The sequence below is a fragment of the Sphingomonas ginkgonis genome (genome assembly GCF_003970925.1).
Taxonomy (GTDB): domain Bacteria; phylum Pseudomonadota; class Alphaproteobacteria; order Sphingomonadales; family Sphingomonadaceae; genus Sphingomicrobium; species Sphingomicrobium ginkgonis.
The window spans coordinates 1,147,546-1,168,376 of the sequence record NZ_RWJF01000001.1; the positions used below are offsets into that span (position 1 = coordinate 1,147,546).

The 20,831-nt window shown below is 68.9% G+C and carries 13 protein-coding genes and 1 pseudogene; 11 read left to right on the forward strand and 3 right to left on the reverse strand.

Translation table 11 applies throughout. The features are described 5' to 3' along the window. The first annotated feature begins 28 nt into the window (after positions 1-28). On the forward strand, positions 29-1,249 hold the full coding sequence (locus HMF7854_RS05545) for an MFS transporter (protein WP_126718179.1): 1,221 nt from the start codon (positions 29-31) through the stop codon (positions 1,247-1,249). A gap of 163 nt (positions 1,250-1,412) precedes the next feature. Further along, positions 1,413-2,846, forward strand: coding sequence for a cell division protein FtsZ (ftsZ, locus tag HMF7854_RS05550; protein ID WP_126718180.1), 1,434 nt, complete (start codon positions 1,413-1,415; stop codon positions 2,844-2,846). 66 nt (positions 2,847-2,912) lie between these two features. On the opposite strand, the gene cls is transcribed toward ftsZ, so the two are convergent. Together cls and HMF7854_RS05560 are read right to left on the reverse strand one after the other, a co-directional pair. Beyond that, on the reverse strand, positions 2,913-4,355 hold the full coding sequence (gene cls, locus HMF7854_RS05555; RefSeq protein WP_126718181.1) for a cardiolipin synthase: 1,443 nt from the start codon (positions 4,353-4,355) through the stop codon (positions 2,913-2,915). 64 nt (positions 4,356-4,419) lie between these two features. After that, positions 4,420-7,272 (reverse strand): M16 family metallopeptidase, encoded by a 2,853-nt coding sequence (locus HMF7854_RS05560; protein WP_185829170.1) that lies wholly within the window; start codon positions 7,270-7,272, stop codon positions 4,420-4,422. A 222-nt stretch (positions 7,273-7,494) separates the two neighbouring features. Here HMF7854_RS05560 and HMF7854_RS05565 point away from each other — a divergent pair, with 222 nt between their 5' ends. The 4 genes from HMF7854_RS05565 to HMF7854_RS05580 are packed head-to-tail and all read left to right on the forward strand — an operon-like array spanning position 7,495 to position 12,281. After that, positions 7,495-8,130: a protein-L-isoaspartate O-methyltransferase family protein gene (locus HMF7854_RS05565; RefSeq protein WP_126718183.1), complete on the forward strand. Its 636-nt coding sequence runs from the start codon at positions 7,495-7,497 to the stop codon at positions 8,128-8,130. A gap of 15 nt (positions 8,131-8,145) precedes the next feature. After that, positions 8,146-9,594, forward strand: a complete 1,449-nt coding sequence (locus HMF7854_RS05570; RefSeq protein ID WP_239016853.1) for a TolC family outer membrane protein — start codon at positions 8,146-8,148, stop codon at positions 9,592-9,594. Between the two features lie 17 nt (positions 9,595-9,611). Beyond that, complete coding sequence (locus HMF7854_RS05575) at positions 9,612-10,061, forward strand: DUF2497 domain-containing protein (protein WP_126718184.1); 450 nt, start codon at positions 9,612-9,614, stop codon at positions 10,059-10,061. A gap of 45 nt (positions 10,062-10,106) precedes the next feature. Further along, positions 10,107-12,281: an alpha/beta hydrolase family protein gene (locus tag HMF7854_RS05580; RefSeq protein ID WP_221766414.1), complete on the forward strand. Its 2,175-nt coding sequence runs from the start codon at positions 10,107-10,109 to the stop codon at positions 12,279-12,281. Positions 12,282-12,863: 582 nt separating this feature from the next. On the opposite strand, the pseudogene HMF7854_RS16005 reads toward HMF7854_RS05580, so the two are convergent. After that, positions 12,864-13,910, reverse strand: a pseudogene (locus HMF7854_RS16005) (glycoside hydrolase family 5 protein); the annotation flags it as partial. Positions 13,911-14,051: 141 nt separating this feature from the next. On the opposite strand from HMF7854_RS16005, the gene HMF7854_RS05590 reads away from it, so the two are divergent. The 5 genes from HMF7854_RS05590 (at position 14,052) to HMF7854_RS05610 (ending at position 20,831) form a co-directional block, all read left to right on the forward strand. Then, positions 14,052-16,676 carry a valine--tRNA ligase gene (locus HMF7854_RS05590; protein WP_126718186.1) on the forward strand — a complete coding sequence of 875 codons (2,625 nt, stop codon included), beginning with the start codon at positions 14,052-14,054 and terminating at the stop codon, positions 16,674-16,676. A gap of 190 nt (positions 16,677-16,866) precedes the next feature. Then, positions 16,867-17,634 carry a glucose-1-phosphate cytidylyltransferase gene (rfbF, locus tag HMF7854_RS05595; protein WP_126718187.1) on the forward strand — a complete coding sequence of 256 codons (768 nt, stop codon included), beginning with the start codon at positions 16,867-16,869 and terminating at the stop codon, positions 17,632-17,634. After that, positions 17,625-18,707, forward strand: a complete 1,083-nt coding sequence (gene rfbG / locus HMF7854_RS05600; protein ID WP_126718188.1) for a CDP-glucose 4,6-dehydratase — start codon at positions 17,625-17,627, stop codon at positions 18,705-18,707. Before rfbF ends, rfbG begins: the two co-directional genes overlap by 10 nt. Next, the gene (gene rfbH / locus HMF7854_RS05605; RefSeq protein ID WP_239016855.1) at positions 18,704-20,056 is read left to right on the forward strand and encodes a lipopolysaccharide biosynthesis protein RfbH; all 1,353 of its coding nucleotides are present in this window, start codon (positions 18,704-18,706) and stop codon (positions 20,054-20,056) included. Before rfbG ends, rfbH begins: the two co-directional genes overlap by 4 nt. A gap of 58 nt (positions 20,057-20,114) precedes the next feature. After that, positions 20,115-20,831 (forward strand): aldolase/citrate lyase family protein, encoded by a 717-nt coding sequence (locus tag HMF7854_RS05610; RefSeq protein ID WP_126718190.1) that lies wholly within the window; start codon positions 20,115-20,117, stop codon positions 20,829-20,831.

The following is a 20,831-nucleotide window of genomic DNA, read 5'->3' on the forward strand; positions in this document are numbered from 1 at the left end:
GCCACCGCCCAGAATCGAGAGGAACAGCATGGCCAGCATCGCGGATCGGACCGGGCGCGCAGCCCTTCGCTGGCTGGTGGTGCTGCTCGGCGCTGCGGTATTCCTCAACTATGTCGATCGCGGCGCGGTAGGGATTGCGGCCCCGCTGATGAAGGGCGACCTCAAGCTCACCAACGAGCAGTTCGGGATCGCGGTCAGCGCCTTCTTCTGGATCTATGCGCCGGTGCAGCTGGTGGTCGGCTGGCTGTGCGACCGCTTCTCGGTGACCCGGATCCTCGCCGGCGGCGTGCTGCTGTGGGCGGCGAGCACGCTGCTGATCGGCTTCGCCGGCGGGTTCGCGAGCCTGCTGGTACTGCGCGTCCTGCTCGGAGTGGGCGAGAGCATCGCCTTCCCCGCGAGCAGCAAGATCATCGCCGAGCAGGTGCCTGCGGGCGGGCGCGGCGCGGCCAATGCGATCGTCTCCGCGGCGCTGGCGCTGGGCCCGGCGGTGGGAACGCTGGCGGGCGGCGCCATCCTCGCCAGCCTCGGCTGGCGCGCCATCTTCTGGATTTTCGGCGTGATCACGCTCGTGTGGCTGCTGCCGTGGAGCCGCGCCGCGCGGACGCTCGCGGCGGGGCGGGAGCGTCCGGCACCGGTGCCGCTCGGCCGGCTGCTCGGGCGCTGGTCGCTGTGGGCGATGAGCATCGCTCATTTTGCCAGCAACTACACCTTCTACTTCCTGCTGACCTGGCTCCCGCTCTTTCTCACCAAGTCGCAGGGCTACACCATATGGCAGATGACCCTGCTCGCGACCTTCGGCTACGCGGTACAGGCCGCCGCTGCGACCGTCGCCGGCACGCTTTCCGACCGCTGGACGCGCGCCGGGCACGACGAGGGTCGAATCCGCCGGGCGATGATGGTGGGAGGGCAACTGGTCGCCGCCGTCGCCGTGCTCGGGATCTTCGTTGCCGGCAGCGGCCCCATTCTCGCGCTCATGCTTGCCCTGGCCGGCGCCGCCACCGGCGTGCTGTCGCTCAACACCTACGCGGTCGGGCAGATGTTCGCCGGCCCGCGCGCCGCCGGCAGCTGGATCGGCTTCCAGAACGCGCTCGGGAACATGTCGGGGATCCTAGGGCCGATCGTCACCGGCGCGCTGGTCGACAATGCGGGTTACGCCAGCGCCTTCCTGGTGACCGGCGCGGTGGCACTGTTCGGAGCGCTGTGGTGGCTCGTCGCGGTGCCGCGGATTCACCAAGTTGCGCTCGACTGAACGGCTCGCTGTCCCAGAGTGAATCAAGTGAGTCCGAAGCGACACGGCTCACCGTCTTTTTTGCACATGCGTTAACGTTTTCGCTTGTGCCGAAGAGTCCGGCGATTCATAGCTTTGTCCCTGTGTTTCAACGCGCTGTCGGCGCAATTGGGGGGACTTGGCGATGAGCATCGATTTCATCCGGCCGGAAGTCGACGAACTGCGTCCGCGCATCGCCGTCATCGGGGTCGGGGGCGCCGGCGGGAACGCCATCGCCAACATGATCCGGCGGGATGTCCAGGGGGTCGACTTCCTCGTCGCCAATACCGATGCGCAGGCGCTCAACAACAGCCTTGCCGACCGTCGCATCCAGCTCGGCCCGAAGATCACGCAGGGGCTCGGCGCCGGCTCGCGGCCGGAGATCGGCCGGGCCGCCGCGGAAGAGACGATCGACGAGCTCGAGCGCTGTCTTGACGGCGCGCACATGTGCTTCATCGCTGCCGGCATGGGTGGGGGCACCGGCACCGGCGCGGCGCCGGTCATCGCCAAGGCGGCGCGTGACCGCGGAATCCTGACCGTCGGCGTCGTGACCAAGCCGTTCGCCTTCGAGGGCGCGCGGCGGATGCGCTCGGCCGACGCCGGGATCGACGAGCTCCAGCAGCATGTCGACACGCTGATCGTCATCCCCAACCAGAACCTGTTCCGCCTCGCCAATTCGGACACGACCTTCAAGGAAGCGTTCGAGATGGCCGACGAGGTGCTCCAGCAGGGCGTCCGCGGGATTACCGACCTGATGGTCATGCCGGGCCTCATCAACCTCGACTTCGCCGACGTCCGCTCGGTGATGGGCGAGATGGGCAAGGCGATGATGGGCACCGGCGAGGCGTCGGGCGACAATCGCGCGATCCAGGCCGCCGAGAAGGCGATCTCTAACCCGCTGCTTGATGGCGTCAGCATGCGGGGCGCCAAGGGCGTGATCGTGTCGATCGTCGGCGGCGAGGACATGCGCCTGATGGAAGTCGACGAGGCCGCCAGCCACATCAAGGAGCTGGTCGACCCCGACGCCAACATCATCTGGGGTTCGGCGTTCAACAACGATCTCGAAGGCAAGATCCGGGTCTCGGTCGTCGCGACCGGCATCGAGGCCGAGGTCGCGCAGCAGCCCGCGACGACGCAGGGCAAGGTGTTCAGCTTCCCGGGGCGGACCACCGCCACCGCGCAGCCGGCGCCGGTGGCCGCGGCGCCGATCGCCAAGCCGCAGCCCACGGCGACCTACCGCGCCGAGCCGAAGGCGCCGCAGGCGGCCGACATCAACGACCCGCTCGAGCTCGGCAACGGCAATGACGGCGGGGACGAGCTGCTGCTCGACTCCGACGACATCCTGACCTCGCCGGTTGGCACCCCGCCGATCGCGCCGCCGCGCGACGAGGCTCCGGTCGAGGCGGCCGGCTACGCGCAGCCGCGTGTGGCGACAGCGAAGGAGAGCGGCACGCTGTTCGAGCGGATGAGCAACATCGCGCGCGGCGCGGGCAAGGTGGAGGAGGGCGCTCCAACCCCGACCATCCGCCGCGAGCCGCTCGACATCCCGCGCTTCCTCAACCGCCAGACCAACCAATAGTCGCCGACTGAGGCGAGACCAGGAGGGTCGCGGGGTTCGTCTCCGCGGCCCTTCTTGCGTCCGGGTTCAGAACAGGGCGCCGGCCATGGTGAGAAGATTCTCGACGAAGCGCCGCAGGATCGAGCGCTGCCGTACCTCGTCCTGGCTGACCTCCTCCGACTGCGAGAGATAATGTTCCTGCCGCTCGCGGACTGCCTCGGCCAGCCGGGGCGAATGGAGCAGCATGTTGTTCTCGAAGTTGAGCTCGAGGCTGCGGCGGTCCATGTTGGCCGACCCGATCAGCACCACCTCGCTGTCCGCGACCATCGTCTTGGCGTGGAGCAGGCCGGGCTTGAACTCGAAGATTCGGACGCCCGCGCGTAGCAGCTGCGGGTAAAGCGACTTGGCGATCGCGCCGATGGGGGCGCTGTCGTTCCGCTCGGGCAGGACAAGGACCACGCTGACCCCGCGCCGGGCGCAGTTCACCAGCGCCGCCAGGAGCGGCTGGTCGGGGACGAAGTAGGGGGTGGTCACCACCACTTCGTGCTCGGCCGCGTAGAGCAGCGAGCAGAAGGCGCCCGACATGCACTCGCGCGGCGACAAGGGGCCGGTAGCGAAAGCAACGCCGGTGGTCTCGCCGCCTTCGACCGGGTCGGCCGAGGTGCTGGTCAGCAGCTCGGACAGGTCCTCCCCCGTCTCCACGGTCCAGGCGCTCGCGAAGATGAGCTCGTTCTGCAGCGCGAGCGGTCCCTCGAGCCGCACCATCATATCGACCCAGGGCGCAAACTTGGCCTTGATGCGGAACTCGGGATCGGCGAAGTTCTGGCTTCCGCAATAGGTCACGCGGCTATCGATGACCGCGACCTTGCGGTGATTGCGGAGATCGAGCCGGCGCGCGGTGATCAGGTTAAAGCCCTTGGGCAGGCTGAGCGACGGGCAGATATCGACGCCCGCGTCCCGCATCGCATCCCAGTGCAGCGAGCGGATCAGCTGGCGCGATCCCAGCGCGTCGGCGGCGATCCGGCACCGGACGCCACGTTTCGCGGCGCGGATGACCGCCTCGATCAGCTTTACGCCGTTGCGGTCGGTCAGCCAGATGTAGACGCTGAGGTGGACGGTGCGGCGCGCGGAGTCGATGTCCGCGACGAGCATGTCGACCGCGCTGTCGGAGTCCGGTGCCAGCGAGAAGCGGTTGCCGGCGCGGGCGTCGATGTCGGCGATGGCCTCGGCCTGGCGGAACGGCGGGAGGAAGTGGCCCGGCAGGGCCTCGATCGGCTGCTGCAGCCGCGGTCCGACGGTCAGCGACTGGAGGTGCCGCGAAACCTTCGCCGCGCGTCGCCGGAAGCGCTGCGACATCCACGGCTCGCCGAAGGTGGCGTAGAGCAGCACCCCCAGGATCGGGAGCAGGATAATCGTCATCACCCAGGCCGCGCGCGAATAGGGATCGCGCCCGTCGAGCAGCACGGCGCGGACGATGACGGCACCCTCCGCCAGCACCAGCAGGGTCAACCAGAGATAATGCGTCGGCAAGGCTCGTTCCCCCCAGGCGGCGGAACAGGCGAACGCGCGAAGCGGCCAAATGGCTCGACGCGGCCTACGGCTTGGCGGGAACGGCCTTGATGACGAATGCCCGGCCCGTGTCGAGATAGGTCTGCGCCGCGGCTTGCAGCATGGCCGGGGTGATCGAGCGGTATCCCGCGACCTGGCTGTCGATCTTGGGCAGCACCCGCGGGTCGTCGGCGGCGCCGGCGAGATTCGTCAGCCAGTAGGCGTTGGTCAGCCGGGTCCGCGCCACGCCCTCAAGCAAAGGCTTTTGCGCGCGCTGCAGCTCGTCCGCCTCGACCGGCCGGGTGCGCAGGTCGGTGACGATCCCGCGAACGGTGTCGACGAAGCCGGCGAGTGTCGCCGGCGGCGCCTCGATCGCGGCGCTGAACACGCCGTAGCGGTCCCAGACCTCCGACGGGGCGTGCGAGGCGCTCGGCGAGTAGGCGATGCCCTGCTCCTCGCGGACTTTTTGGGTGAGGCGCAGCTGGATGATCTCCGCCAGCAGGTTGAGCGTGCGCGCGTCGCGGCTGTTGCCGTAGAAGCCGACGGTTGGCCAGGCGACGAGCGCGGCCGCCTGATCCTTGCGACCCTGGTGCGTCAGCGTGACTTCGCCCGGCTTGGGGAAGAGCGGATCGGGGCCGTGGGCCTGGGCCTCACCGCGGCGCCGCGGGAGCGCGCCGAAGGTGGCACGGGTGGCGCGGATCGCGTCGGTCACGGTGACGTCGCCGACCATCACTACCTCGATCGGCGCGGCGGCGAAGGCGGGGGCGAGCAGCGCGCGTGCTTGGCTGATATTGCTGACGCTCATCTGGTCGAGCGAGGGGAGCGCCCAGCGGCGGTCGCCCGAATGGAGCAAGGCCTGCGCATCGCGGCCCATCACCCCGCCGGGCGAACTCGCCAGCTGTGCCTGGATCGCCGGGGCGAGCCCGCGATAGCGGTCCCAGCCGGTCGGGCGCCAGCCGGGATCGGCGATGTTGGCGGCGAGCAGCTGCATCTGGGTCGGCAGGTCGGCCGGGGTGGTTCGCCCGGCAAGGACGAAGCGGTCGTCGTCGACGGCCAGGCTCGCCCCGGCGATCTTGCCGGCAAGCGTCTGCTGCATCTGCTCGTAGCTGAGCTTGCCCGTCCCGCCGAGGATCACCGCGCCGCCTTCGATCGCCCACTCCGGGTTGACCGCGGCCGGATCGAGCGCCCGCTTGCCTCCGCCGAGCCGCGCCTGGACAAGAATCTGGTCCTTGGCAAAGGCGGTCGGTTTGACGATCAGCCGAACCCCGTTGGCGAACCGCACCGCGGTCGCCCCGGTGTCGCCGAGCACGCGCTGCTCGAGCACGCGGCCGGGAACCCCGAAGCTGGTGTATGGCCATGGCCGGGCGGCGGCGAACACGGTCGGCCGGACCGCCACGGCCTGGCTCTCGACGAAGGCCGCCTGGAGCGCGCTTGCGCCGCTGCGCACCAACGGCGGCTTGCCCGTCACTCCCATGACGGGCGTGGGGGAGGAGAGATAGAGAAGGGGGCCCGAGCCGGTGAACAGCGGCTTGACCGCCGCCAGCACGGTGGCCGGAGTCGCCTGCCGCGCCACCTCGTCGAAGAGCGCAAGCTGGTCGGCCGGCGAGAGGGTGACGACCTTGTCGCCGACCGCGGCGATGATCGTGTCGGCGATTCCGCTCGAGAAGCGGGTGTCGGCGCCGGCGACCGAGGCGGCCAGCGCCGCTCGCCGCTCGCCCAGCTCGCGGTCGATCTCGGCCTGGGTCACGCCGAAGGTCAGCAGCCGGCGCTGCTCCTGCTCGATCGCGGCAAGCCCCTTCTGCCACTCGCCGGGGCGAGTGATCGCGCTGAGCTGGGTGGTGTCGCCAATGTCGGCGGGTTGGCTTCGGCCGGCGCCACCGGCGATCAGTGGCGCCTTCTCGCCCAGCGCAGCCAGCCGCTCGATCCGGCGGTTGAGGATCTGCAGCGCCAGCGCCGAAAGACTGTTGCGGACGCGCTCGGGCCGGCTGTCGGCATCGAGGTCGGGCGGCCGGACCCATGAGATGGATACCGCCGTCGACAGTCCTGTTCCGACGAACACCCGAGCGTCGCCGGCGCGGGTCGCAACCGTGCCGCGGCTGCCGTTGGCACCGGCGGCCCCTTCCCCCTTCCAGTCGCCGAACTGCTGGCGGATCTTGGCCTCGATCTGGTCGACGTCGAAGTCGCCGACGATCACGAGAGTCGCGCGCTCGGGCCGGTAGTAGGCGTCGTAGAAGGCCTTCAGCCGCTCGCGCGGGGCGCCCTGGATGACCTGCGTCAATCCGATCGGCAGCCGCTGCCCGATCGGCTGCCCCGGGTAGAGGAAGTCCAGCTGGTTCACGAGCTGGTTCAGCTGCGGCCCGGCGCGGGTCCGCTCCTCCGCCAGCACGACGCCGCGCTCACGCTCGAGCGACTTGGCGTCAAACAGCGCCTTGTCGGCGACCTGGCGAAGGAGGAACAGCGCGGTATCGACTGTGTCCGCATCGGTTTCGGGTAGGTCGAGCTTGTAGATGGTGTGCTCGAAATCGGTGGTCGCGTTGGTGTCCGCCCCGAAGCGGAGCCCGTGGCGCTGGAGCCGCTGCACGAACTCCCCCTCGGGGACGTCCTTGCTGCCGTTGAAGACCATGTGCTCGATGAAGTGGGCGAGGCCGCGCTGCTCCTCCGTCTCGTTGAGCGATCCGGTGTCGATCAGCAGCCGCACCGAGGCGTTGTGCGCCGGCGTCGTGTTGCGGCGGATGGCGTAGCGCATGCCGTTGGCGAGCACGCCGGTGCGGATGCTCGCGTCGGGGGTGAGTCCGGCCGCGGAGACCCAGGCCGGCGCCTCGGCGGCGCGGGTGGCGGGAACGGTGGCAAGCAGTCCGCCCGCAATGGCGAGCATCGAGGCGGTCAGGCGCAGATTCATGGGGATCCTTGGGGTGGGCACAGCGGAATCGAGCGGCAGGATGGAGCAGAGCGGAACCGGGCTGCAAGTGAAAGAGAAGACGGCTGCGGCAGGATCGGCACGCTGCGCCAGCGAATTCGACGAACGGGCCCGCTTGGCTTGGCCAACGACCCGAGCGCGACTAATAGCAGCATTGCAACATGGCTGTGTTGCACGCATAAAACAGCCCGTGAGGACACCCCATTGACCGACTTTGCCGACATTCGCCGCCGCATGGTCGAGAGCCAGCTGCGTCCGCAGGGCGTCGTCGATCCGTTCGTGCTCGAGGCGATGTCGACGCTCCCGCGCGAGGACTATGTCCCCGCTTCGCAGCGAGAAGTCGCCTATGCAGATGCGATCATCCCCTTGGGCGAGCGACGGGGACTGCCGACCTGTTCGGTGACCGGGCGCCTGCTCAACGCCGTGGCGGCGCGCCCGGACGAGCGGGTGATGGTGGTCGGCGCCGGCACCGGATACGCCGCGGCGCTGTTCGCGCATATGGGCTGCAGGGTTACCGCGGTGGAGAACGATCCGCTGTTCGCCGACAATTTGGCGCGGCTGACGGGCGTCACGCTGGTCAGTGGCGAGCTGGCAGCGGGCCACGCCGCGAACGCGCCCTATGACGTGATCGTGATCGACGGCGCGATCGAGCAAATCCCGCCGGCGATCGTCGAGCAGCTCGGCGAAGGCGGCCGGATCGCAACCGTGCTCGTCGAGCGCGGGGTCGGCCGGCTTACGCTCGGCTTCAAGGCGCCGCACGGCGTCGGTTACAGCAGCTTTGGCGATGTTGGTTGTCCAGCCTTGCCCGGTTTCGCCCGTCCCCGGGTCTTCACCTTCTAACCGGAGAGACGCTTCGTGCGACTTGCCCTTCACCTTGCTTCCACGGCGCTGGCGATGGTCGCGCTTGCCGGTTCGGCGAATGCCGACACGCTGCGCGACGCGCTGGTCTCAGCCTACCGCACCAACCCCAACCTGACCGCGCAGCGCGAGGTGGTCCGCCAGACTGACGCCGGCGTGGCGATCGCCCGCGCCGCCGGGCGGCCGCAGGTGAGCGCTAATATTGGCCTCAACCGCAGCCTGACCCGGAGCGGGATCATTGCGGCGACCAGCGGCAGCAAGGGGCCGGTGATCAGCGGCGGTGTCGACCTCAGCGTTCCCTTCTTCACCGGCGGCCGGGTGCGCAATGGCGTCCAGGCGGCGCGGACGCGGGTCGAGGCGGGGCGGTCCACCCTCCGCGCGGTCGAGGGCGACGTCTTCACCCAGGCGACCACCGCCTACATGAACGTGATCCGCGACCGCGCGATCGTCGAGCTCAACCAGAACAACGTCTCCGTCCTCGAGACCAACCTTCGCGCGACCCGCGACCGGTTCCAGATCGGTGACGTCACCCGCACCGACGTTGCCCAGTCGGAAGCGCGGCTGTCGCTGGCGCGGTCCAACCTTGAGACGGTCCGCGCGCAGCTGACGGCGAGCGAGGAAACCTACCGCCAGGTCGTTGGCCATGACCCGGGCACGCTGGCGCCGCCGCCGCCGCTGCCGCCGCTGCCGGCCACCTCGGACGAGGCGGTCCGCATCGCAATCGTCCGCAATCCCGACCTCATCTCCATCACCCAGCAGACCCGGGCTGCCGGCTACGACGTCTCGGTCGCGCGATCGGGACGGCTGCCGACGCTGTCCGGCGTGGCTTCGGGCAATTATGTCAACACGGTTGCGGGGTCGGTCGGTCCGTTCCCGCGCTCGGGTACCGAGACCAGTCTCGGCGTCGCCGCCAACATCCCGCTCTACCAGGGCGGGTTGGTTGCCGGCCGGATCCGCCAGGCGCAGGCCGTCGAGGGCCAGCTGCTTGAGCAGACGATCGGGACCGAGCGCGCGGTGGTGGCGCAGACCGGCTCCGCCTTCGCCGCCTATTCCGCCGCGGAGCGTGCGATCGAGAGCAACCATGTCGCGGTCCAGGCGAACCAGCTGGCGCTGACCGGCGCTCGCGCCGAGAACAGCGTCGGCACCCGCACCATCCTCGACGTGCTCAACGCCGAGCAGGAGCTGCTCAACTCGCAGGTGGCCGAGGTGAGCGCACGGCGCGATGCCTATGTCGCCGGCTTCCAGCTGCTGAACGCCATGGGCATGGCGCAGGTCGACGAGCTCGGGCTCGACGGCGGTCCGCTCTACGATCCCACCGGTAACTACCGGCGGGTGGCGAACGGGCGGAACGACTGGGCCAACGACAAGCGCCACGTGCCGGTCGCCACGCGGACGGTGACACCGCAAGAGGACGTGCCGCCGACCGGGGTGACACGGCCGCGCTGATCGGCGATAGGTCGGGGATGCAGAACCCGTCCGGCGAACCGTCGATGGAAGACATCCTCGCCTCGATCAAGAAGGTGATCGCGGAAGAGAAGGAGCTGCGCGCCGCCGCGCCGCCGCCGGCCCCTGCTGCCGCCGCCGACGACGACGTGCTGGAGCTGGACGAGCTCGTCGCGGAGGAAGCCGCCGCCGAGGCATCCGCGCCGCTGCCGCCGGTCACAGCCGCCTCCGTCGAGAGCGGCCCGCCGCTGGTCAGCGACGATGCCGCGGCCGCCAGCCGGGAGCGGCTGGCCGTGCTTCAGCAGGTCGCCGCCGCGGCCCCGCCGGTAGCCGCGGTCAACCCGCTCGAGCAGGTCATCCGCGACATGCTGAAGCCGATCCTCAAGGAATGGCTCGACCGCCACCTGCCGGAGATCGTCGACGAGCATGTCCGGCGCGAGATCGGGCGGATCACCGGCACCCCGCTCTAGCGAGCCTGTTGCGTCGAATCGTTTCGGCGCTAACAGCTTGGTTCCATGAAGCGCCTCCTGCTCGCCGCGGCCGTCGCCGCGCTCGCTCCCGCCACGCCCGCCGGCGCCCGGCCGATGACCGCCACCGACCTGCATATGATGCACCGGCTCGGTGCGCCCGAGGTGTCGCCTGACGGCCGGACCGCGATGTTCACGATCAGCGATACCGACCTTACGAAGAACAAGCGCAACAACCGCCTCTACACGCTCGACCTGCGCACGCGCGGCGCACAGCCGGTGCCGCTCGCCGGCGCGGAGGGTGGACACGACGCCGTGTTCGCGCGCGACGGGTCGATCTGGTTTCTGAAGGCGGCCGGCGAGCGCGACCAGCTGTTCCGGATGGTACCGGGCGGCGCGGCGGCGCAGGTCAGCGACTTCGCGGCGGACGTCGGCGGGTTCAAGCTGGCCGACAACCTGTCTCGCGTCGTGGTCTGGGCCGATCGTCCTGCGTGCCCGGACCTCGCCTGCTCGACCGTCCGGCTGAAGGGCAAGCCGGAGGGCAGCGGGCGGACCTACGACCAGCTGTTCGTCCGCCACTGGGACAGCTGGGCCGAACCCGGCACCCGCTCGCGTCTCTACGGCTTCGCGCTGTCGGGCGGGCGATTGCAAGGACAGGGTGTCCTGCTCTCGGCCGGGCTGGAGGGCGACGCGCCGTCCAAGCCGTTCGGCGGCGGCGAGGAAGTGGCGCTCTCGCCCGACGGCACCACCGTCTTTTTCGCGCTGCGCGAGGCGGGGCGGATCGAGCCCTTGTCGACCAACCTCGACATCTTTCGCGCACCCGCCGACGGCAGCACCGCGCCGGTCAACCTGACCGTTGCCAATCGCGCCACCGACACGCTCCCGACCCTGTCGCCCGACGGACGCTGGCTCGCCTGGGCGGCAATGAAGCGGCCGGGCTACGAGAGCGATCGGCAGGTGCTGATGCTGCGCAACCTTGCCACCGGGCAGGTTCGCGCGCTGACCGAGGGTTGGGACCGGTCGGTTGCGTCGATCGCCTGGGCGCCCGACGGCCGCAGCCTGGTGGTGGGCGCGGGCGATACGCTCGACGATCCGCTGTTCCGGGTCGACGTCCGAAGCGGCAAGGTCAGCCGCCTGACCGGGGCCGGAACCGCGGGCAATGCGCGCGTGCTTCGCGACGGATCGATTCTCTACACGTCGAACAGCATCCGCCAGCCTGACGACCTCTACTTGCTGCGCGGGCGTGGCAAGCCGGCGCAGCTCACCGCTGTCAACGACGCGCTGCTGAAGGATCTCGACCCTGTCACGGTCGAGCGCTTCTCCTTTGCCGGTGCGAACGGCGACAAGGTGTGGGGGATCAAGACCAAGCCGGTGACAGCCGCGAAGCTGCCGATCGCCTTTCTCGTCCATGGCGGCCCGCAAGGCAGCTTCGCGGACGGATGGTCCTACCGCTGGAACCCGCGGCTGTTCGCCAGCGGCGGCGGCGGCTTCGCGGCGGTCAGCGTCGATTTCCATGGCTCGACCGGCTACGGCCAGGCCTTCACCGACGCGATCACCAACGACTGGGGCGGCAAGCCGCTCGAGGATCTGAAGCTCGGCCTCGCCTACGCGACCGCGAACGACCCGCAGCTCGATGCCGCCAACGCCTGCGCCTTGGGCGGAAGCTATGGCGGCTACATGATGAACTGGATCGAGGGGAACTGGCCCGACCGCTTCAAGTGCATCGTCCAGCACGACGGCGTGTTCGACGCGCGCGCCATGGCCTACGAGACCGAGGAGCTGTGGTTCGACGAGTGGGAGCATGGCGGCAAGGCCTATTACGAGGACCCGGCCGCGTTCGAGCGGTGGAACCCGGTCAACCATGTCGCCGCCTGGAAGACCCCCCAGCTTGTGATCACCAGCGAGAAGGACTTCCGCATTCCCTACACCCAGGGGATCGCCGCCTTAACCGCGCTCCAGCGCAAGGGCGTGCCGTCGCGGCTGCTCGAGTTCCCCGACGAGAACCACTGGGTGCTCAAGCCCAAGAACTCGATCCAGTGGTACGACGAGGTGTTCGGCTGGATGAACCGCTGGACCCGCGGCACCGCGCTAACGCGGGTCGAGGGCGATCCGGCGCAGCTCGATCCGGCCGCTCGTCACCCCGAGGCGCAGCCGGTTGCGGCCGGCAGCCAGGGCAAGCGCGGGGAAGCGGAGCCGGCTCCAGCCGCGCACCGGCCCGACTGACAGGGTCACCGGCGCGCCGCCGTTCACCGTAACGGTAAGGCGCGCCGGGGCCGCGGCCCGCAGCAGGAGGCTTCCGCCGCGCGCGCCCGCGCGGTCGGCGTCGAGGCTATACTGCAGCCATTCGCCCGCCTCGAACGCGGTCACATAGGGCTGGCCGGCAGCATCGCGCGCGAGATCGACCCCGTCGTTGCGATAGGTCCGCCCGTCGTTCCACTCGGTCCGCTCGCCGCCGGTGTCGACATGATAGTCGGCGTCGACCCGGTCGGCATAGGCGATCCCCGGCGCCCCGAGGTCGTAGTCGGCGGCGGCCACGACGAGCGCGCCGGGCCCCAGCAGGCGCGGGCGGAAGGGCAGGGCCCGGTCGTCGTGCGGCTGGCGCATCAGCGCATCGACCACGTCGGGGTGCGGCTGGTTGAAGCGGACGTCGGCATCATGGGTGGCCAACCGCATCATCGCGGCGCGCGCGGCGGCGGGCGAGGGACGGGGCCCGTTGCCGGTCAGCCAGGCGACGAGCCGAGTCCAGCCCGGGTTGGCGACGAGCTCCAGCGGGTTGCTGACCCCTATCTTCTTGAGTGGCCACCAGGCCCAGCCGACCCGGTTCGCCTCGAGCAGCCGGACCACGTCGCGGCCCCACGCGTTGGAATTCTCGCCCGTCTCCCCGACCCACACCGGGCGCCTGGTCGCCTCGCGAAGCGCGAGCATCTTGGCGATCGAGCGCTGGTCGTTGCGGTTCCAGTATTTGTGAAAGCTCAGCACCAGCTTGGGATCCCAGTCGGGCGCGATCCCGTCATAGTTGTTGCCCCAGCAATTGCCCTCGATGAGGATGAGGTGGCGAGGATCGCTCTCGCGGATCGCGGCGGTGATCTGGCGGTAGAGCGTCTTGATCGGCGCATTGCGGTGATCGTTGCAGCCGTGCCCGCCGCTCCCGTCGAAGTCCCAGTTGGGCTCGTTCAAGATGTCGTAGGCGCCGACCCAGGGATTGTTCGCGTAGCGCCTCGCCAGCGCCCGCCACAGCTCGACCGTGCGGCGCCGGCTCTCGTCACTCTGCCACAAGGAGGGCTGGGCGGGATCGCGGTCGGCGATCGGCAGGTCGTTGCCCTGACCGCCCGGCGCGGCGTGGAGGTCGAGCATGACCCAGATTCGGTTCGCCGCCGCCCATTCAAGCAATTGGTCGGTGCGGCGGAATCCGTCCTGCCGCCAGCGGATCGTCCCGGCCGGCGCCGCCGGATCCATGAACAGCGCATGGTGGAGCGGCAGGCGGACGGCGTTGAAGCTCCAGCGGTGGAGCAGTTCGAGGTCGCCGCGCGTCGTCTGGTGGTCGAGCCAGGCGGCGGCGAAGCGGTCGACCGCGGGGCGGCCGACCAGCGCCGCGAGCCGCTGCTGGATGACATGCTGCTGCCCGAGCTCGCCGAGCTTCAGCATATAGCCTTCCTGCAGCATCCAGCCGCCCAGCCCGACCGCGCGCAGGAGAAGCGGCCGGCCGGCTCCGTCGACGATCTCGGTCCCGCGAACGTCGAGGAAGCCCGGCGCGGGAGCCGGCGCGGGAGCCGGGGCGGGCGGCGAGGCGGCAGCCGGGGCACCTGCAAGCAGGGCGAGCAGGGCCGCCGTTCCGAACCGCCAGCCACCCATGTTCTATCCCTCTTGTGAACGTTCTCAGCTCAGTCTGGAACGATCGCGATCCCTGCGCAAGCGGCGGTCGTCACCATCGCCTGTGCGGCGGGCGGGGCTGGGGTGTTGAGTGTTGGCGCGCTCGCCTCTAACCGCTCGGCGATGAGCGAGCTGCCCAAGACCTTCGATCCCGCCTCCATCGAGGCGCGCTGGTATGCGCACTGGGAGGAGAGCGGTGCCTTCCGGCCCGACCGGCCGGACGCCGAGCCCTTCACCATCGTCATGCCGCCGCCCAACGTCACCGGCTCGCTGCACATCGGCCACGCGCTCGACAATACGCTGCAGGACATCCTCATCCGGCGCGAGCGGATGCGCGGCAAGGACAGCCTGTGGGTGGTCGGCACCGACCATGCGGGGATCGCGACCCAGATGGTGGTCGAGCGCCAGCTCGACCTCGAGCAGAAGAAGCGTACCGACCTCGGCCGCGAGGCGTTCCTCGAGCGGGTGTGGGAGTGGAAGGGCGAAAGCGGCGGCCAGATCACCCGCCAGCTCCGCCGCCTCGGCGCCTCATGCGACTGGAAGCACGAGCGGTTCACCATGGACCCGGGCTTTTCGAAAGCCGTCACCCACGTCTTCGTCGAGCTGCACAAGCGTGGGCTGCTCTACCGCGACAAGCGGCTGGTGAACTGGGACCCGCGCTTCCAGACCGCGATCAGCGACCTCGAGGTCGAGACCCGCGAGGTACCGGGCAAGTTCTGGCACCTGCGCTATCCGCTTGTCGAGGGGTCCGGCCATATCGAGGTGGCGACCACCCGGCCCGAGACGATGCTCGCCGACATGGCGGTGGCGGTCCATCCGACCGACGAGCGCTACACGGCGCTGGTCGGCAGGCAGGTTCGGCTGCCGATTACCGGGCGGCTGGTCCCGATCATCGCCGACGAACATGCCGAACCGGAGCTTGGGAGCGGCGCGGTCAAGATCACGCCGGGGCACGACTTCAACGATTATGAGGTCGGCAAGCGCGCGGGGATGAAGCCGGGCGAGATGCTCAACATGCTCGATGCCAGCGGCCATGTTGTCCAGACCGCGGACGGGCTGATCCCGGCCGAATTGATCGGCTTGGAGCGGTTCGCGGCGCGCCAGGCGGTGATCGGGATGCTCGAGGCCGAGGGCGCGCTGGTCAAGGTCGAGGACCGCACCATCGCGACGCCCTATGGCGACCGCTCGGGCGTGGTGATCGAGCCGTGGCTGACCGACCAATGGTATGTCGACGTCAAGCCCCTCGCCGAGCGCGCGATGGAAGCGACCCGCTCGGGCGCGATCCGGATCGTTCCCGAGACTTGGGCGAAGACCTGGTACAACTGGCTGGAGAATATCCAGCCCTGGTGCGTCAGCCGTCAGCTATGGTGGGGCCATCGCATCCCCGCATGGTTCGATGGGACCGGCAATGTTTTCGTCGCGGAAACCGTTGAGGAGGCGCAAGCGCAAGCTGGGAACGGAGTTGCCCTCCGCCAGGACGAGGACGTGCTCGACACCTGGTTTTCCTCCGCCCTGTGGCCGTTCGCGACGCTCGGCTGGCCCGAGCAGACGGCGGATCTCAAGCGCCACTACCCCAACGACGTGCTCATCTCCGGCTTCGACATCCTCTTCTTCTGGGACGCGCGGATGGCGATGCAGGGGCTGGAGTTCATGGGGGAAGCGCCATGGAAGACGCTCTATCTCCACGGGCTGGTCCGCGACGCCAATGGCCAGAAGATGTCCAAGTCCAAGGGCAACACGGTCGACCCGCTCGGCCTCATCGACCGCTACGGCGCCGACGCGCTGCGCTTCACCATGGCGGCGATGGAGAGCCAGGGGCGCGACATCAAGCTCGATGAGCGACGGGTCGAGGGCTACCGCAACTTCGCGACCAAGCTGTGGAACGCCGCGCGCTTCCTGCAGCTGAACGGGGTGGGAGCGAGCGCCAGCGTCGCCGCGCCGGCGGCCGAAAAGCCGGTGAACCGCTGGATCATCGGTGAGGTGGTGACGACGCTCGCCCGGCTCGACGAGGCGTTCGACCAGCTCCGCTTCGACGGCATGGCCGACGCCATCTATCATTTCACCTGGGGCACCTTCTGCGACTGGTATGTCGAGCTGGTGAAGGGCGGCTTCGACGAGGAAACCAAGGCGGTCGCCGCCTGGGCGTTCGACCAGATCCTGGTGATGCTCCACCCGTTCATGCCGTTCGTCACCGAGGAAATCTGGCACGCGATGGGGGAGCGCGACCACGACCTCATCGTCGCGCAGTGGCCGGAGCCGCAGGCTGTGATCGATGCGGAGGCCAAGGGCGAACTCGACTGGCTGATCCGGCTGATCGGCGAAATCCGTTCGGCGCGGACCGAACTGAATGTGCCGCCGGGTGCGCGCCTGCACCTGTTCGCCGCCAATGCGAGCGATGCGACGGAAGCCCGGCTCGACCGCCACTTCGAAAATCTTCGCCGGATGGCGCGGCTGGAATCAATCCAGCTCTCGCCGTTCGAGGGCTCCGGGTCAGCGCAGGTCGTGGTCGACGAGGCGAGCTTCGCGCTGCCGCTCGAGGGCATCATCGACCTCGCCGCCGAGCGCGCGCGCCTGACGAAGGCGATCTTCGCGGCGGAGAAGGAGCGCGACAGCCTCGCGGCGCGGCTTGGGAACCCGAGCTTCGCCGAGCGTGCCAAGCCGGAAGCCGTCGCGAAGGCGCGTGCGGACCACGAGACGCGGGCAGCCGAAGCCGAGCGCCTCACCGCCGCGCTTGCCCGGCTGGGCTGAGGGCAGAGCCATTCTCCCGCGCGGGATTGTGGCGGCCGAGCCACAAGGATCCGTGCATTTTGGCGCAAAGCTGCGCTGAACTGGCGGGCAGTCGAACTCGCGGTTAATCCTGATGACGTTCTGTTAACCAAGTTTTCCCTACTCCTGCCGGGAGCCGGGCGGCTGATAGCGCGGCGGAACAGGGGGTAGCATGCAGGCCGTGATCCTGGCCGGTGGTCTGGGCAGTCGACTGGGCGAGGAGACATCCATTCGCCCCAAGCCCATGGTTGAGATCGGGGGCATGCCGATCCTCTGGCACATCATGAAGATCTACTCGAAGTTCGGGATCAACGACTTCGTGGTCTGCCTCGGGTACAAGGGCTATGTGATCAAGGAGTTCTTCGCGAACTACTTCCTCCACACCGCCGACGTCACTATCGACCTCAAGAACAACGGGCTGGAGGTTCACCAGAACTGGGGCGAGCCGTGGAAGGTCACGCTGGTCGAGACCGGCACCGACACGATGACCGGCGGCCGGCTGAAGGCGATCCGCCGCTATCTCAAGGACGGCCAACCCTTTTGCTTCACCTATGGCGACGGTGTCGCCGATATCGACATCGGCGCGCTGGTCGGCTTCCACAACACGCACGGCAAGCGCGCGACCATCACCGCGGTGGCGCCTCCCGGACGGTTCGGAGCGATCGACTTCGACGGCGACATGGTCCGCAGCTTCCGCGAGAAGCCGGCGGGTGACGGCGGGCTGATCAGCGGCGGCTTCTTCGTCGCCGACCCCTCGGTGCTCGATCTGGTCGATGGGCCGGACACGATCTGGGAACAGGGGCCGATGGAGCAGCTGGCCGCCGCCGGCGAGCTGGTCGCCTATCGCCACGAGGGCTTCTGGCAGCCCATGGACACGCTGCGCGACAAGCTGTTCCTGGAGGATCTGTGGGAACGCGGGGCGCCGTGGAAATGCTGGTGAGGTCATCCATCTGGCAGGGCCGGCGAGTGCTCGTCACCGGGCACACCGGCTTCAAGGGCGGCTGGTTGTCGCTGTGGCTGCACCAGCTCGGCGCCGAGGTCAGCGGGTTCTCGCTGCCGGCACCGACCGAGCCCAGCTTCTTCGAACAGACCCGGCTGGCGGAACTGATCGACCACCGGGTCGGCGACGTCCGCGATCCCGCGGCGGTGGCGGCGGTGATCGCCGAGGTGCGCCCCGAGATCGTCTTCCACCTCGCCGCCCAGCCGCTGGTCCGCTACTCTTACGACCATCCGGTGGAGACCTACGCCATCAACGTCATGGGCACCGTCCATGTTCTGGAGGCCTGTCGCCACCAGGACAGCGTCAAGGCGGTCGTCTGCGTCACCACCGACAAATGCTACGAGAACCGCGAGTGGGTGTGGCCCTATCGCGAGTCCGATCCGATGGGTGGTCACGACCCTTATTCATCGAGCAAGGGCGCGGCCGAGCTGGTGATCTCCGCCTATCGCCGCTCCTATTCCGGCGGTCCGCGGATCGCCTCGGTCCGCGCCGGCAATGTGATCGGCGGCGGCGACTGGGCGCTCGACCGACTGGTGCCCGACCTCGTCCGCGCGTTCATTGCCGGGGAACGGCCGCTGATCCGCAATCCGCGGTCGGTGCGGCCCTGGCAGCACGTGCTGGAGGCGCTGAGCGGCTATCTAAGGATCGGCGAGCGGCTGCTCGACGGCGACGACACCGCGGCGACGGCGTGGAACTTCGGGCCGTCCGACGACGATGCGCAGCCGGTCGGCTGGATCGTCGAGACGATGCTGGCGGGCTGGGGCGCGCAAGGCTGGGACCGACCCGGCGGAGAGCAGCCGCACGAGGCGGTGCTTCTGCGGCTCGACTGCAGCAAGGCGCGGGCCGAGCTGGGCTGGCGCCCAGCGCTTCGGCTTGAGGAAGCGCTCGGCAAGGTGATCGAGTGGCATCGCGGGGTCGCCGACGGGGGCGACGCAAGGGACATCAGCATTCGGCAGCTGGCGGATTATGCCGCGCGCCGGGACAGGCAAATGGGCGAGGTGACATGGGCGTGAACGACAAGCAGGCGATCGAATTGGCGAACCTCGCCGAACAGTCGGACGAGGGGCAGCTTCGGCAGATGATCCTCGACCTGGTCGGCGAATATGCGCGCCGCCATCACGCGCCGAAGCCGTTCGTCCCCGGCGAGAGCATGGTGCCGGTATCGGGCAAGGTCTACGGCGCCGAGGACATGCAGAAGCTTGTCGACAGCTCGCTCGACTTCTGGCTCACCACCGGTCGCTTCAACGCTGAATTCGAGGAGCGGCTCGCCGCCCGGATCGGCGTCCGCCACGCGCTCACCACTAATTCGGGCTCGTCGGCCAACCTTCTGGCGCTGTCGACGCTGACCTCGCACTATCTGCGCGGCGAGGCGCTGAAGCCCGGCGACGAGGTGATCACGGTGGCCACCGGCTTCCCGACCACGGTCAACCCGTCGCTCCAGTACGGGCTGGTGCCGGTGTTCGTCGACGTCGACATCCCCACCTACAACATCAAGCCCGAGATGATCGAGGCCGCGGTCAGCGAGAAGACCCGGGCGATCATGATCGCGCACACGCTGGGCAACCCGTTCGACCTCGGCGAGGTGATGCGGGTCGCGCAGAAGCATAACTTGTTCGTGGTCGAGGACTGCTGCGACGCGCTCGGCGCGACCTATGGCGGGCGTCACGTCGGCACCTTCGGCGATCTCGGAACGCTCAGTTTCTACCCGGCGCACCACATCACGATGGGCGAGGGCGGGGCGGTGTTCACCGACAAGCCGAGGCTGAAGCGGGTCACCGAATCGATGCGCGACTGGGGCCGCGACTGCTGGTGCGCGCCGGGGATGGACAATACCTGCGGCAAGCGGTTTTGCCGCAAGCTCGGCGACCTGCCGATGGGCTACGACCACAAATATACCTACAGCCACTGCGGCTATAATCTGAAGATCACCGACATGCAGGCGGCGGTCGGCTGCGCGCAGCTAGACCGGCTCGACGGCTTCATCGCCGCGCGTCGCCGCAACTTCGCCCTGCTGACCGAGCTGCTGAAGCCGCTCGAGGATCTGCTGATCCTGCCGCGGGCGACCCCGAACAGCGAGGCGAGCTGGTTCGGCTATCCCATCACCCTGCGCGAGGGCACGCGGATCAGCCGCGACGACCTGGTCAAGCATCTCGACGCCAACAAGGTCGGGACTCGGCTTCTGTTCGGCGGCAACCTGCTGCGCCAGCCCTACATGCGCGGTCGCAACTATCGCGTGGTCGGCGAACTGACCAACGCCGACATCGTGACCGAACGGACCTTCTGGATCGGCCTCTACCCGGGGCTCGAGGCCGCGCATCTTGAATATTCGGCCTCGCTGATCACCCGCGCGCTCAGGAATTAAGTGTCGGCTAACCATTACCGGATACCAATTTGCCAATAGCTTTCTGGGGGATGGTGAGATGGCCAAGGGCAAGCGGATCTACGACCTGTTCGTCAGCTTAAAGGGGGAGTTCGAGGCCGAGGGCCTGACCCGCGACGAAGTGGCCGGAGAAGCGCTGTTCGCTGCCCGTCGCGGCCTCGACTATCTGGTCAAGATCGGCGGCTGCGAGGCGAAGTCCGACCTCGTCTTCCTGCAGCAGGTCGGGATCAGCAGCGTCGTCGCACCGATGATCGAGAGTCCGTTCGCGATGAGCAAATATATGGCGATGGTCGATCCCAAGCTGTTCGACCACATCGGGGTTACGATCGAGACCGCAACGGCGGTCTCGGACATCGACCGGATCATCGACGCCGGGGTCCACCTCACCGACGTGACGATCGGCCGCTCCGATCTCACCGCCTCGTTCGGCGGCAGCGGGGTCGACAGCGCCGAGACGATCCGGATGGTGAAGACGGTCGCTGCGGCGGCGAAGGAGCGGGGCCTCCACGTGACCATGGGCGGAAGCGTCAGCGCCGGGACGCGCGACCTGCTCCGCAAGGATGCCGAGCTGCGCTCGCTGCTCGACCATATCGAGACCCGCAAGGCGATCATGACGGTCGACCGGTTCATCGCCGACGGGACGCTGGAAGCCGCGATCGAGGCCGAGCTCGACCTGCTGGTCCATCGCGGTGCGGTCATCGACAAGCGCGGCGGCGAAGCCTCGTCGCGCGCCGACAAGATCCGTGAGCGGCTCTGA